The organism is Anaeromassilibacillus sp. SJQ-1 (assembly GCF_046693725.1).
Lineage (GTDB): Bacteria > Bacillota > Clostridia > Oscillospirales > Acutalibacteraceae > Anaeromassilibacillus.
Genome location: NZ_JBKEIV010000044.1, coordinates 154,055 through 168,223, shown reverse-complemented (window position 1 = coordinate 168,223; position 14,169 = coordinate 154,055). Strand labels below are relative to the sequence as shown.

The following is a 14,169-nucleotide window of genomic DNA, read 5'->3' as shown; positions in this document are numbered from 1 at the left end:
CCCGTATTCCCTGATCGCCAAACAACTCCACTTTGCAGGCTATCATGTGTACTGCTCCATGCAGAGATAGGCGCCAACTTCGACATAGAAGTCCACCATTCACCGCTTGCTAAGGGAACTCTTTATCATACTGCCGTACTGAGAGAACTGATGGCCCCAGAACAGGCACTGCTCCTGCTTTCGCTCGGCGGCAAACTTCTGTTGAAATCACTGTCCGGTGTACCTAACCCTCCGGCTGCCCAACATCCACACAGAACTCTCCATATCCAGTGCCTTGTCGGTGTCCTCATTGTCCCACCATCCCTTCCAGGGTCCCGGCTCTGGGAACAGTGCGCGGTATTCCGCCCGTTCTTCCTGCGTGAGAGGGTATCCAGACAATCGCTGAACCGAACTACGAAATCCTCCCCATAGCCCATGCGCCAGCCGATGGAGCATCGCTCGATCTACCGGTGCGCCAGCCAGGGGGAAGGCATGGCGTCCTTATTTTGTAATGCTATGGTACTTTGTCCTTGCTTGTCAGATTTGGCGCAGTTCTTTCCTAATATCCAGCAGCGCGCCTTTCAGGGAAATGATCTGCGCCAGTTCTGTTTCGGTCAGGTTTTTCAGAAAGATGCCGTATTCGTCCGAATGTCCGCCCACAAACTCCATTTTAGGTCTTCCGATTTGCTGGGGTCCGTAATCCACAGCCAGGGCTCTCCCATCGCCCAAAACCGTGTAAGGGTAAGAACTTGGCCGTTGTAAATTACTTTCTATTCCATCCTCATCTCTCCTGCATTTTCTTCAGCAACTTCACAATCCGCTTTCGGTTCTTTGAGGTTTTCATGAAGGTCGGGAGGTGATCAGTCTGAGTTTTCCTTGGGATGCTGAACGGTTTTTCTCTCAAATCGGCGCTGAGATAGCCGATCAGATAGGCAAGATGTTCTCGGTTGAGTGCCCAGACCGGTTTCCCCTGAAAGGAGGTCAGGAACCACAGCTCCAGACCGAAATAGGGTTCCTTCCCGTCCTTGATCTCAGCGATATAGGCGTATGCTTCCGCTGTTTTATGTACTTTGCCCGGCATCATGGTCCCACAGTGGGGGCAGGCCACATGGAGCACCGGAAAGTGCTGCTTTGCCTCATCTTTTATATCCATCCGGTAATACCGGCCGCAGTTCCTGCATTGGTTATGGACATCATAGCGGTAAATCGTTCGCTCGCGGGTTTCCTGATGGCCGCAGTTGTAGCAGCGGAAATAGGCATAGTCCTTATCCGCAGTTACGATCCCAGTACCGTGACATTTGGAGCATTTCACCTGAATGCCGGTGGTGAGGGCGCTGTAGGCACTATGAGTAAAATAAGGCTCATCGACCATTCGGCGCATACACCCATACACTCCCTTTCATCAATCCTGCTATTTTATAATCCTACCCGCTGCCAGCCGTCCAGACGCATCTGCACTGTATCGATCTTCCAGTCGTTGTCCGTCCGCTTCATCAAAAAGCGGCGCTCAAAGCCTGTATCTTCCTCTCTGGTGTAGATGTAAAGTTTATTCCGGGTGATCTGTTCTGCATCAACAAATTTCTCTCTGCTGTAAGTCCCATGTAGGCTATATGAGAGGCTTAGAGGACGGTAACCCGGACGGGGCTTTTCACTCACATAGGTTTTCCAGATCACCAGTAAGTGGGGCATGACCTGGTCATCCTCAAACTCGGCTTGCTCTGCATATTGTTCCCATACAGTCATTTTCTCAAAGAAAGCAGACAGGACTCTGCGGCATTCCTTCGCCGCCTGCTCGTCTAGAACGGTGGGCCTTTTGGCCTTCTCCCGCTGTATCTGGGAGAAATATTCCATCTGTTCCCTGGTAAATTGCTCATGGACGATGGGTTCGATCCGGCTGTTGCTGGCGATAGCCAGCAGACCTTCATAGGTAATTGCAGTGTAGTCGATCTGGATGTGGGTAAGCTTGGGGATGGAGGCCGCCTGGAGAAGGCCGTCATCATCCAGCCCGGTGTGGTTCAGGGCCAGGAGGTCGATCTTGCAATCCCGCAGGGCGGACAGGCCGCTGCCATTGATGGCGGTATTGCCGTCCAGCAGCAGGTAACGCAACTTGGGCATGGTGGCAAAGATGGGAAAACAAGCATCGGTGAGCGCCCTATTCTCCACGCTGAAGTTAACTATATTCTTGAGCCCCACAAGTGGGGCAAGCAACTCATCCGTCACCGGGTATCCCTTCACATGAAAGCCCACCAGGGTATATCTGGCCAAGCGCTCCATGATCTCCATGGTCAGTTCCGGGATCTCAAATTGTTTCTCCCCGTTCAGGATCAGGATACCCTTTTCCAGTCCGCTGTCCGTGCCCGTTTCGGCCATTCTGTCATTGCTGTACCTCCTTTACCAATCCCTCTCCCGGATAGCCTCCTCTATATCGATCGGGATGCCGAACCGCTCCAGAATATAAGCCACTGTTTCCCCGATGCAGTCCCGGGCCACGGTCTCGATTTCGCTGTCGTTCTCGTCGAACTCATCCTGCAAGTCGTTGATGGCGCAGACCACTTCGTCCAACTTTTCCTGCACGGCCTCGGTATCCGTCTCGCCATTCTCCAATAGGTCGATGACCTTTTGAAGCTCGTTTTTTACCTTGTCCACCAAAAAATCGGGGAAATATTCGTCCTCGTACATCTCATCCAGAAGCTGGTAATTAGAATCAAATGCTTTCATTTTGTTTATTCCTCTCCATCACGCATCATAACTCTCTGCAATATCAATAAAATGGATATACACTCCGCAGACCTCGCCTTGGGCATCATAGCCGAAATATACCGGGTAGACTCCATCGCCCCAGCCGGAGGCAAAAATGGGGAGGCCGGCAGTCTGTTTCCGGCACTGTCCAGTTGAGCCAGTCGCCGCCCGCGCTCTGGTACTTGGGATGTGTTTTAGCGTTCTCCTCCAGCAAGTCACAGAACAAATCATTGTAGGGGTCGATGTCCTCATCCTCATCTAGACGTTTGGCCCAGTAGGCTTTGAAGGCTTCCTGCGTCCGGATGTCCGCAATACAGCCCATACCGGCGTCCACACCGAAGCCGAAAAAATCACCGTCCTCCAGTTTCCCATCCAGATCTTCATTGCCCACCATGCCCAGCTCGTACTGGATCGGCTTTTGGCCGCTAACCACTACCTTGACGCAGGCATAACGGTCTCCGTACTTCTCGCTTGGGACCACGCAGATCTGTAACGGGTAGTTCCCGGCGGGAATGGTCTGGAGATAGGGCCTGGCGTCCTCCAGTTCCACCAGCGGGTCGCACGCAAAGACCATCCCCGTAGGGAAGCGGACTGTGCCCATTTCCAGCACATCCACCATCCTATTCCCAATGACCTTTTCTGTGAAATAGGCATCCAGGTCGATCTTGCAGGACAATCTGTCCTTGATTGCTTCATATTGTTTCAACCATTCTGTTGTTGGCATCTCGTTTTCTCCTTTCTGCTCCGAACCGTTTTCCAACGCCACCCGGATGATGGGCCGAAAGAAGTCATAGTCATTGTTAAGTTTCTCGTCCTCCCGCACCTCCGGCTTGGCGTGAGGGGAACAGGGCAGATATCCCAACAGTGGCCCCATGCCGCCACAGATATTACATCCGCCGTCCCCGCCACAGGTGGTTAAAGCGTAGCCTCCACCACCTCCCTCATATAGGGGTCGTAACCGATGGACAGGCCAAAGAAGTTGGGTTCTTCCATGTCATAGGGGCCGTCACCGCCCTGTTCTTCAAAATGGTGGATGTGCATAGCGCCGTCCAACCCATCACCCCAAGGGAACAGGGTGCGGCATCCACCGCCGCAGAGGTAAGCCCACTCATCCACTGTAGGCAGGGAGAAATCCTGCTGCCGAAGCCATTCCCGCAGGCGGGAATAGGTCACCGAATGGGAGAGCCATGCCTGCCACATATCCTCTTTCCGTTCAAAGCGGGCGTGACCCACCAGCGTAAGACTGTCCCGACCGGTGGCGGCAAATTCCCGAAAGGATTCCAGCCACTCCGGGCGAAGCCGTGGATCATCCAGATTCACCGGTTCCCAGCCGATCTCCTCCAATTCTCTGCCCACCAGCATGGGGCCGATGGCTGCCTGCCGCACTGGGGCCATTCCCTTTCGGAAAAAGTGCTCCGGGGAACCGTCATACTCGATCTCTTGGAAAATGTAGTTCAGTTCCTCCTGCCCCTCTCGATTTAGCCCCACAGCAAACTGTTCCCAGCCCAGGGTGACGGTATCGCCGGGGACGAAGATGAACTCCCGGCCATCCCGTTCAAAAACACCGGTAGTGCAACACTGACCCCAGCGGTCAAAGAGTTCCAGGCGTAAAAATTTTAAGTCATATCGCTCTGCCAGCCGTTCCATCAGCGTCCGTTTTTCCTCTTGAGAGAGCTGATCGAACTGGGGACGGAGTAGCGGGTGTCCTGCACCGGATCTGTCATCACATCTCTCCTGCGGCGATTCTGACTCCTCTCCCGGCAAAAAGAAGGGCAGATCTGGGTACACCTCCCGGTACTCCTGCCAGGGTTCCATCTTGCGGGGCTTATTCGCCGTCCGCAAAAATCCCCAGAAGTCGGTGGGGTAGTGGAACACCGGCCCTACTCGATCACGCCGGGTAACAATGACTACGGTACCGTCGGTAAGCATTCCGATGTGCTGCATTTTTTCGCCGCCGAACATTCCCGGACGAATGCGGAGTACCTCCCGCGTGGTCATGTTGATGAGCTGGGCAAAGTCATCGGATAGGATTTCCCCGTTCCCCTGTACCAATAGCCAGTTCTCGGTAAACCAGCGCAGCTTCAGATTCTCGCCCATTCCAGGCAAGGCGGCAATACGGCAGCGCCCGGTGTCCATATCCAGTTCCAGCAGACATTCCTCGATCCGCCCTTTGCCGCTGACCCCGTGGATCATATAGATACATCCCGTGCCGGGGACGGGGACTGCTTCTGAAAGATGGTCGTATCCGTCCAGACGGAAAGGATGCTCTGTCACCTGACCATTCTCCCAACGGTAAACGGTTCCTTTATACCACTGGTTGGAGAAGTACACCCGGCCCAGACCATCCGCTACAATACCACAGTGGTACTTGCCGCTCCAATCGTCCTTGGGCAGCCTCCAGTTCTGTACGTCCTTCCGGGTGCCCCGATCGGTCAGTTCGATCCGGGTGGCATTATGGGGGTCCCCCACCCAGAGGGAATTTCCGAATCCACCGGAGAGACCTGGGCGGGCCGTCATAGGCAATGGGAGATGGTTCAAACCAGTTCAGGTTGGCCGGATTTTTCCCCACCAAAGCCCGTCCAATGTCACTGCCGCCGCTCCTGGCCGCGCCGTAGACGCCCAACTCCGGGGAATAGGAGAGACTGCACAGAGCTGGCAGGCTTCTGGCCCGGGTCACCTGGGGCGGGCGGCGGCGAAGGTCGGCTATGCAGCCGTTCAGCCAGTTCTCTCTATTTGCGGTTTCCACATCTCCAGCTGCAAAGTCCCCCGCCAGGGAGTTGAAGAAATAGTCATATTCGTCTTCCAGGATGTATTCCTCACAGGGCATGACCGCGCCGGGGTCCTGCTCCTTGGCATGGTCCCCCCACTTGCGCCGGGGCTGCTTCATCAGTCGGCAATACTGTCCCCTCTGTTTGCAAAACGCCTCAAACTCCTCCCGCTCTGCTTCGGGGATCAAGACAAAGAGGTAAATGTCCTCCCCGTCCAGGTCATAGAGCGCCCAGCCGAAGGTGGAGAGCTCCTGCCCCAGAGCGGCTACGCCCTGTTCGTGGGAGAGCTTCATATATTGGACGCCAACCGTTTCAAACCGCTCATCCAGCAGTGCCGGGATTTTCACTCCCCATTTTTCACGAAGCTCCGCCAGGGTGTCCTGTACGGCTCCGTCATATTTCAGAATATCCAGCGCATCCGCTGTGATCTGCGCAAAGTCTGACATTGTTTGGCCTCCTTATACAAATTGTCCTTCTATTTCTTCCGCTTCTGACAAATAATCTACATGCACAGGGGTATCTCCCAAAAACGCAACGATATGCCCCAACAGTCCCCCTGCGGGAAAGGGACAAACCTGAAAGTGCAGGCTCCATTCTATTCCATCATAAAATAGCTATTGAAAGTTCCTCCATTTAGGATGGAGCATACTGCAATCCAAATTCCTCAGAGTTCTTTACAACTTGTTTTTCCGCTTTTGAAAGATATTCTCGTCAGTATCAAATGATAGAACGAATAAAACCCAAATTCACTGACGAAAGTTCTTATGTATTCAAAATAATTAAAATCCAATCTCTGTGTCTGCAATCATTTCAGACCAGCCGTGGATGGAATCCGGACCTTCCTGAGGGATCAGTGTCCCTCATTCCAAGTGTGAATTCACCAAAAGGTGTCCCATACCCCTTTACAGATTCACCGCAAGGCCCTGATGTTTACTACAATCAGCATTACACCCAGCAGGAAAGAATTCGCCCACCGTCCGCCTCTTACTTCCTCTCTCAAAGCATCGAACAAGGGTCAATAGGTTTCGCAGATGACTTCGGGGTTTGGCTTTCATTGCTCGTTAAGGGCCACCAGGCAGATAGATCTCCCCTACATCATTTCTTAGGGCCAAGGCCCCGTACTTCCCGTCCTTATCCAACATCACATCGGTGAAAAGGCAGATCGAGAAGCCTTCCGCGGGCAGTTCTTTCTGTAAGATCTCCATCGGCCCCCGGTTTAACTTGTCCAGCTAGTCAACTAGCCTCTGCCAGAAATCCAGCGACAGCGCCTTGTCTTCTCTGCAGCCATGACAGTGGAAAATGGCCCTCCAGTTTCTGTGATGCGTCGTAAAATCGACGCCGTACTCTGTCCGCCTTCCACAATAGCAATAATTCTTCTCTTATCCCCTGTGATGTCCTTTCCCTGCACACTACTGCCATTTGCTTTCTTGGTCATTGATAGCCATTGCATCTTTGATCTGTTGTACTACGGTGTCGATGTAGAGAAAAATGCCGTCTCGGTCGCAATGATACAGATTGGAATAACTCTCACTCTCATTGGGTCGGATGGGATTTGGCTCTACTACCTCGGTGGCCTCTAACAGACCGCATCCCAGCTTCCGCGCTACCGTCAGTGCCTTTTTCAAAACCGCAAGTTGTCCACAGCTCCACAGCGATTCCAAATCCGCGTGGACCTGCGGGTTTTCCTCCATGTTCCGGAGAAGTTGCGCCACCTGCTCTGAGGATAGGTATACCCCGGAGCAATAATTCTCCACAATCCGGTTTTCTGCCGGATTTGGGAAGGAGTAAGGAGTGAGTTGTTCCCAGGGAGTAAAGTACCGCCCATATTCCGGTTTCTGCTCTGCTAAGAAAGAAAAGGCACTCCCCCTGGTATAGTAGTAGGTGCGAAAAAAGCCCTGAATCACAGCAAGATAAAACCCATGGCTCTTGTCGAACAATTCATCCTCTCCGGTATCAGCGCCCACCCGCAGTGTATCGAAATACTTTTGGGCATAGAACGGCTCCATACCGTACCTATTGGCCAGTTTCAGAACCTTTTCTTCCTGACCCAACTTGACCCAATTCAGTGGCGTAAAGTACCACTCGTCCATTTCACTTTGAGAAATAGGATGAAAACTCACGTCATAACCCATAAAAATCCCCTTTCGCCTAAACACACATCATTTCTTATTTGCGATGGGTTGAAAAATCTCTGTATACCTCTCCTTCCATTTCTCCGGGGCCGTCTTAATGACCTTACTGCCGCCGTTCTCCGCAGCCTTCCCCCAGATGGCCCAAAGCACCCCTTGCCAGAGATAGTCCCATGCTTTTTTATCCCGTTTTTCTTTCGCTGGCAGATAATCCTCCAGATGAGCTTTGGCATCCAACAGGGCGTCCAGGCTCCCCTCATTGGCGATCAGGGCGCGAAACTCCTTAGCGGGTTTCAGCTCCTGCATGGATTGGACACCGTGGAACAGCACTGGCATTGACCGATCGGTAAAGCAGTACTTTTTAAACAGCGCATGAAGAAATTTCTCCTGCAAAGAGGAGTGTTCATCATCACACAGGTCGAGATAGTCGCACACCAGCGGCCACCACGCAGGCCCCTCCAACCCCAAGGCGAACACGGCAAAGGTTCCCGGCATGGCGCATTGCTCATCGGACAGATTGTTATACCACTCAAATTCCCTCATGGCCAGCCGCGCATACCGCTCTATGCTTGTGTGCAATTCTGGGTACTGCACTGCTCGGGCAAATAGCTGGTTGATCCCCTTCTTGGGAAGCCCCTGAATGGGTAGGTAAATCTTCTCTGGTCCCCGGAATTCCACCGAATAACTGCGGGGGAACTCTGTCTGTTCCAGCACCTCGCACAGATAGTCCAGCGCCTCCCCATAGCACTCCAGCGTGTTGTCCTTGGCGGTGATGCGGATGGTGGCGAAGGCGTCGTTGGCCGAAGCGGTGAGATGCTCCGTTTTGCGGCGCTGGATGTCTTTGGGCAGGTTGCCGGTCCCATTGTTTTTCAGTTTCTTCACCATATCAGGGCGGAGCTGTGACACAAGGCTAAAATAGTGTTCCGTTGTCACGCTTTCATAGCTGGCCCCATATACAGTGCAGCAAACCGCCACATAACAGGTGAAACGGAGCAAAAGTTCATCCACCTCCCCTTGTCGCAACTCCGGGGAAACCACGCAGGACGGATAGGCCATAAAAAAATCCTCTTTTTCTCCAACTATAAAGTATCGCCCCTGCACCTGCGTTTCAATGTACTGTGTCAAGTGGTAGCAGATTTGCTGCCAGCCCACCAGCCGACGCAGAGCGTCGCAGAAGGTGACGGCTTCCTTATAAGGAAATCCCTTCAGTGGCAACCGGAAAAGAAAGCGGTCCAGGATCTGGCTAGGGAGAAACGGGGTTCCGCCCTTGCTCCGCACTACCACCGGATAGTCGGAATGGTTTTCACGGGCAGTCCCATCCAGAATGTCCTGAATACACTGGTCCGCGTGCTCCAATACCTCGAGATCGGTGTCCGGCTTATGGATCAAATAATAACGGCCATTTACGCCATCACGCTTTGGCAAACTCATAACTCGATCACCTCTCAGGTCTGCTGGTGCTGCATAGATACGATGTGGCAGTCCGGACAGAATTCGATATAGAGTGTTCCCTCTGCACCGTCAAACACTGTATCCCACTGGATCTGAGCCAGATACTTCATGGGCTTTCTGCAGCGGGGGCAAGTAACATACTCCCAGTCCTGCACCCAGTTGGCGAAACCGCCCACTGTATTTACATCTTCACAGGCGGCGCCGTCAGAACAAGGGAACGTCTGTCTTGCCCAACACGAACGGATTTCCAGTGAGTTTCTGATAGTCCTCAGGCTGGATATAGCATTTCATCTTATCCCCTCCGTCAAAGAGTTCTGAAGGGAAAACCTCCACGCCGCCGTCCGGGGTAAAGCGGTTGAACGCGGGTCCCTTCAGAAATCCCACGCAGTTGGGGCAACAGGTGGCAGTCATGATACCGTCCAGGCCCAGAAACTTTAGTCGCTCATCCTGGCCATCCAGCACCAGCATATCTACCATCCAACCGCCGCAGTGAGGGCAGGTATCCTCCCGCAACCGGCCGATGCGGACGGGAGACTCCTCACCAGGCGTTCCCTTGACCATGGGGTAACAGGTATCGAAGTTGAGCTGCGTCCGGCGGCCCTCCTTGTCAAAGGTCCAGCCGCCGCACTGGGCGTAGACAGACGGGCCCACATAGAGTTTTCTCTGCCACGGTCTTGGATTTTGCTCCAGTTCCAACAGGGTTTCCAGCGCTCTGTCGTCCCCCTGTATGGCCAGACACATCATGAGATTGCCCGCCTCGCCGGGGTCCTTGGTTTCCCGTATTGTGGCGATCAACCCATCCCGCACATCCCCCGGAGCGTGGTAGTAGAGCTCACAGGGATAGAATACTTTTTCGGCCAAAGCTTCCCGCTGGATCTCCGGCGTGATGGCATCTCGATAGCCGAGCAGATGCCAGAAGTCTGTGAACTCTGGGTCCTCCATATCCGCTAGCCGTTGGATATTCCGGATTAGACCGTCCTGCTTTTCTTTAATCTGTTCCGATGCCCAGGACAGTACCGCTTTCCGCTCCTGCTCAGACTTACATTTCCAGCACAACCCCTCATAGCCCAGGGGCGTCCCACAGATAGGGCAAGTGTATTTCAAACTCATGCACTTTGGCTCCTTTCAGAAAATAGAAAAACTCCCCGCGGCACACTGTCAATTAGACAGGCTGGCGCAGGGCGTGAAAAGGCCGCACAGAACCAGTGGCCGGTTATCGGGAACCGGCCTAGCTCAGCGGTTGCAAGTATCTGATTGTTTTGTGCCCTTCCAGGGAATCGCCGTTTATTTCTGTACATTTTCTTTCACTCTATCCATTGTTTCTTTCGTCCTCTGCATCTCATCCAGTAGAGCGTTGATCTGAAACTCCACCATATCCTCTGCTGCCTCTGGAAACAGAAAAGGGATCGTATTAGGAATCGCCTTGTAAATCATCATCATGGATAGGGCCAGATTGCCGAACAGCCGTGGATCAATGCTTCCCATGGGAAAGCCGAAAATCACCAGCAGGCTGCAAAACAATTTGATCTGGTCCTCGCGGAAGGTTTGGAAATTTTCCTGGGAGAGACAGCGGTAAACCTCCTGTTCTTCCTCAATGGATAACACGGCGATGCCTCTTTTCTCACCGTAAACGCAAGTCTCCAAAAAGGTCCTGACGCCCGCCCGCCAACTGAGCGAGGAATCGTCCATCAGCTGTTGGGCATATCGCAACAGCTTTGGCTGCTGATACCGAAGTGCCTGTAGTACCAGTTCTTCTTTGGAGGAAAAGAAGGTGTAGAAAAAGGTCTTGGATATACCCACTTTCCTACACAGGATATCAATACTGCTGTGAATCAGCCCCCGGTCCACAATGCACTGGATCACGGTGGTCAGCAGGGCTTCCCGTACCTGTTCTCGCTCCTGCTCAGAATAGGCTTTTCGTGCCATATTCTTATATCCCCCTAGTAAAATAAAGAATAAAATTATAAATTAGTATTTATATGATAACTGAGTGAAGAAAAATATACAACTACTTTCTTGAAAAATTTTTATAAATTTTTAAACACAATGTACGATACAGAGGAAGTATTGGTACTTGGATTTATGGGTTTAGAACACTTACCGCCTTATGAGGTAGTTTTTCAATATCTATGCATATTTAGAAATTATACCGTTCCAAGGGTTTGATACTTTATTAGATTTGCAGCATATTGTAGCAAGCAATGCGAGTTTTCATGGTTATTAGCTGAATTTGCCTATACAGGCAAGTAAGTCAGATTATTATCAAGACCATTATGACATGCATTTGCCTATACCTAATAGACAAATGCGGCTAACCAATATACACACTCGCATTGCCTGCCATCTGCTTGTTGAGGGCAGCGTTCCCCCTCTCCCTTTTGAACACAGAATTCCAATCGTATGGCTGCAAATTCTGCGAACGCTTTTGTTAGTCCGTACCCATGCCCCGTTTCGAGGCATAGAGTGTTGTGAATTGCGACACCCCTATGTTTATGTGGTATGCCCTAAAACAGGGCTCCCCTCGGAAGATGGGGTGACAAAATACCTTTTCTTTCCACGACCGTTGCGTTTTACGCGAGTGCTTCTAACACCACGTAGGTCAACCGGATACGCCGTCCGGCGCGTTTGGTTTTGTTTTCGAACTTCACCGGATATTCTTCCAGCAGGTGGCTGGCATTCACATTCAGGTGTTTGGTGGGCCGGTTCATTGCCATGTACAGATGCAGGGTCTCGGATAGCTCGGTGGAACTTCCTTCCCATTCCCGGTTTTCAGCGGACACGATCTTCGACACAACTTCCAGGACCGGGGCCGGGGGCTGCTTCCAAAGCTCATTTTCTACATGATCAAAGCTCCAAAATAGGCTCTCTTGATCCTTACTCAAATACAACCATTGATTCGACTGGTCTCTACCTACCACCTCCAGTGTAGCCTTGCTATCTATCCGCTTCTCCTTCTACATGAGGAGTACACCATCCGCACATCCAAGCAGTCCTGTCGTGCCGGAAATCATCTCGAAGCTGTCTCCCGCATGCTGCTTTCTGGTGTGGCGGACGATCAGGACACAGACGCCATACCGCAAATTGTTTCAGCTTACTAATCATTTCATAGTCACTGGAATAGCTGTAACTGTCGCTTACCGTCTCTCGGACTTTTTGCAGAGTGTCCACGATAATCAGCTTGGGGTCACTGTGTTCCCGGACAAACTTTTCCATCTGTTCATCCAGACCGCTGCCGGCCATTCTGACGCTGGTGGCGAAAAGGAGGGAACGGGCCCCCTTCACCCCGAATATCCGAAACATCTGGCGCTGCAAACGGCTCTCATCATCCTCCAGCACAAGGTAGAGCACCGTCCCCTGGTGGACCTTATAGCTCCACAGATTTTGTCCGGTACTGACATGGTGTGCCATCTGCGCTACCAGGAAGGACTTGCCAATTTTGAGCGTTCCAGCAAGGATGTATGCTCCAGCGTAGAGCAGGTTTTCAATCATTGCGGATTGGCCTGGAACACATTGCCTATCAACTCGTCCAGTGTCACAGTGTGGAGGTAGGCCGGGTCACTTATGCGGTGCATTTTGCAGTAAAGTTCTTCCAAATCATTTTTCAGAGAATTACTTTTTCCCTCTAGGCCTGGTATAGTAGTCCTGGAAATTTGAAAGATTGACTGTCCATCATCTGCGCCATGGGCGGCCATTTTTTCATCGGTCATAGGCAAAGTCCTCCTGCATTCCGTTTAGAATGGTTGCAATCATCTGTATGGTGTCCAGCAGCTCGTCATTCACACCCTGTCCGGCCTCAATCCGGCACAGCTCGTTCAGCACTACGGCCAGCTGATCCCGCAGCGCCTTGTAAACCCTGGGATTGCCCTGCACCACCACATTCCGGCACAGCAGTCGATGGATGATGTAGTCCCGCTAGGTAAGCTGGTAAGTTTGACCGCCATTTCGATTTGTGCATCCTTCTCTAGGGAGACCCGGAAAGCCACGGTCTTATTTCTCCAATGGTTGTGCTTGTCCAAATTCTTTGCTAAAATTTTACTTGCCCCATTCCACGTTCAATTTGTTTGCCATTTCTGCTACGCTTTTTATAACGACAAGCATAGATGGGAGCTGGATGTATGGCGATTGGCGAAGGAATCCACTTTTTCCGTCTCCTGCGGGAGATGACACAGAAATATCTCGGTACGGCGCTGGGCTTCTCGGAGAAGTCCGCTGATGTGCACCTAGCACAGCATGAAACAGGATCAAGAGTCCCTAAGGCGGATCTTACCGCAGCTATGGCTCAGGTACTGGACATGTCACCCCACATGCACTCTCTGTCCTGGACATAGACTCCTATGTGGGTCCCATGTACACCCTCACCCTGGAGAACAACTACGGTCTGAAGGTCACGGAGCAGGACGATGAGCTTTCCTTGTAGGCGGATTCCCGCAAAAACAAGGACGCTGCCCGGCCTCACGAAATGCTCTGGGCCTGACGGGAACAGGCGGCCAAATTGGAAGCCGGGGAGATCTCCCAGGAGAAGTACGACCGCTAGCGTTACCACTACCCGGAGTACAATAGCACCCAGATCCACGCCAAAGTGCCGCCGGAGGGACTTTTCTGACCTTCTCACTTGTAGGCCACGGGAGAGGCTGTTTGTTGCGCAAAATCAAAAATTCAGATAAACGATAACAAAATAAAAAAGGTCTAACTGATCAGCAAAAATCAGTTAGACTTTTTCTCTATGAGCAAAATACGAGGATTTTGAGGCTACTCGCAAATAACCCGATTTTTCTTTTCAAACTCAATAAATCGGGATTTGGCGAGTGCGATCAAATGGGGAATCTGTAAATCAGAAAGTCAGTGTTTTCAAGGGCTTGCGGGCTCTCATATCCACTTTTTCTTATTCCCACTCGGCAAATTCAAGTATAGGGGAGCGTATTTAGGATGATTTCATGGGCGAAACATTTACAAATATGTGAATGTTTCGATGACTTATTTGGGGCAACCTGCTTTCTTAGCATCAAAATAGTAAAGGAAAAACTGAGGAATTGTAAGGGTTTCAAGTCACAAACGGGCCATGATCAAAACTTTCTTCAAATTGATGTAAGTTTCCGTCGAAA

At 51.8% G+C, this 14,169-nt stretch carries 12 protein-coding genes and 7 pseudogenes; 1 reads left to right on the top strand and 18 read right to left on the bottom strand.

Annotation, left to right across the window (positions count from 1 at the left end; genetic code table 11):
* Positions 1-207: 207 nt before the first annotated feature.
* The 18 genes and pseudogenes from ACGCCZ_RS12425 to ACGCCZ_RS12340 form a co-directional block, all read right to left on the bottom strand.
* Positions 208-378 (bottom strand): hypothetical protein, encoded by a 171-nt coding sequence (locus tag ACGCCZ_RS12425; RefSeq protein ID WP_411656179.1) that lies wholly within the window; start codon positions 376-378, stop codon positions 208-210.
* 138 nt (positions 379-516) lie between these two features.
* A pseudogene (locus ACGCCZ_RS12420) lies at positions 517-701 on the bottom strand (hypothetical protein).
* 59 nt (positions 702-760) lie between these two features.
* Positions 761-1,360, bottom strand: coding sequence for a hypothetical protein (locus ACGCCZ_RS12415; RefSeq protein WP_411656178.1), 600 nt, complete (start codon positions 1,358-1,360; stop codon positions 761-763).
* Positions 1,361-1,395: 35 nt separating this feature from the next.
* A pseudogene (locus ACGCCZ_RS12410) lies at positions 1,396-2,357 on the bottom strand (NTF2 fold immunity protein).
* Positions 2,358-2,370: 13 nt separating this feature from the next.
* On the bottom strand, positions 2,371-2,697 hold the full coding sequence (locus tag ACGCCZ_RS12405) for a DUF5713 family protein (RefSeq protein WP_085533101.1): 327 nt from the start codon (positions 2,695-2,697) through the stop codon (positions 2,371-2,373).
* 18 nt (positions 2,698-2,715) lie between these two features.
* Positions 2,716-3,493, bottom strand: a pseudogene (locus tag ACGCCZ_RS12400) (DUF4241 domain-containing protein).
* Positions 3,482-4,368: pseudogene (locus ACGCCZ_RS12395) on the bottom strand (hypothetical protein); the annotation flags it as partial. The pseudogenes ACGCCZ_RS12400 and ACGCCZ_RS12395, both read right to left, overlap by 12 nt.
* Before the next feature lie 802 nt (positions 4,369-5,170).
* A complete protein-coding gene (locus ACGCCZ_RS12390) occupies positions 5,171-5,932 on the bottom strand; it encodes a hypothetical protein (protein ID WP_411656175.1) in 762 nt (253 codons plus the stop codon).
* Between the two features lie 615 nt (positions 5,933-6,547).
* Positions 6,548-6,691, bottom strand: coding sequence for a hypothetical protein (locus ACGCCZ_RS12385; protein ID WP_411656174.1), 144 nt, complete (start codon positions 6,689-6,691; stop codon positions 6,548-6,550).
* 32 nt (positions 6,692-6,723) lie between these two features.
* A complete protein-coding gene (locus ACGCCZ_RS12380) occupies positions 6,724-6,921 on the bottom strand; it encodes a hypothetical protein (RefSeq protein WP_411656172.1) in 198 nt (65 codons plus the stop codon).
* Entirely contained in the window at positions 6,896-7,618 is a 723-nt protein-coding gene (locus tag ACGCCZ_RS12375; protein ID WP_054324292.1) for a hypothetical protein, read from the bottom strand. The genes ACGCCZ_RS12380 and ACGCCZ_RS12375 overlap by 26 nt, the downstream gene beginning before the upstream one ends.
* Positions 7,619-7,645: 27 nt before the next feature.
* Positions 7,646-9,046: a DUF6138 family protein gene (locus ACGCCZ_RS12370; RefSeq protein ID WP_411656171.1), complete on the bottom strand. Its 1,401-nt coding sequence runs from the start codon at positions 9,044-9,046 to the stop codon at positions 7,646-7,648.
* Positions 9,047-9,060: 14 nt separating this feature from the next.
* Positions 9,061-10,177: pseudogene (locus tag ACGCCZ_RS12365) on the bottom strand (hypothetical protein).
* 174 nt (positions 10,178-10,351) lie between these two features.
* Positions 10,352-10,993, bottom strand: coding sequence for a TetR/AcrR family transcriptional regulator (locus ACGCCZ_RS12360; protein WP_054324290.1), 642 nt, complete (start codon positions 10,991-10,993; stop codon positions 10,352-10,354).
* Positions 10,994-11,637: 644 nt separating this feature from the next.
* On the bottom strand, positions 11,638-11,949 hold the full coding sequence (locus ACGCCZ_RS12355) for a hypothetical protein (RefSeq protein ID WP_411656169.1): 312 nt from the start codon (positions 11,947-11,949) through the stop codon (positions 11,638-11,640).
* Between the two features lie 52 nt (positions 11,950-12,001).
* Entirely contained in the window at positions 12,002-12,556 is a 555-nt protein-coding gene (locus tag ACGCCZ_RS12350; protein ID WP_411656168.1) for an AAA family ATPase, read from the bottom strand.
* The gene (locus tag ACGCCZ_RS12345; RefSeq protein ID WP_411656167.1) at positions 12,553-12,774 is read right to left on the bottom strand and encodes a hypothetical protein; all 222 of its coding nucleotides are present in this window, start codon (positions 12,772-12,774) and stop codon (positions 12,553-12,555) included. The genes ACGCCZ_RS12350 and ACGCCZ_RS12345 overlap by 4 nt, the downstream gene beginning before the upstream one ends.
* Positions 12,764-13,098, bottom strand: a pseudogene (locus ACGCCZ_RS12340) (plasmid mobilization protein). The gene ACGCCZ_RS12345 and the pseudogene ACGCCZ_RS12340 overlap by 11 nt, the downstream one beginning before the upstream one ends.
* Before the next feature lie 84 nt (positions 13,099-13,182).
* Between ACGCCZ_RS12340 and ACGCCZ_RS12335 the strand changes: the two are divergent.
* Positions 13,183-13,670, top strand: a pseudogene (locus tag ACGCCZ_RS12335) (helix-turn-helix domain-containing protein).
* The last annotated feature ends 499 nt before the right edge of the window (positions 13,671-14,169 follow it).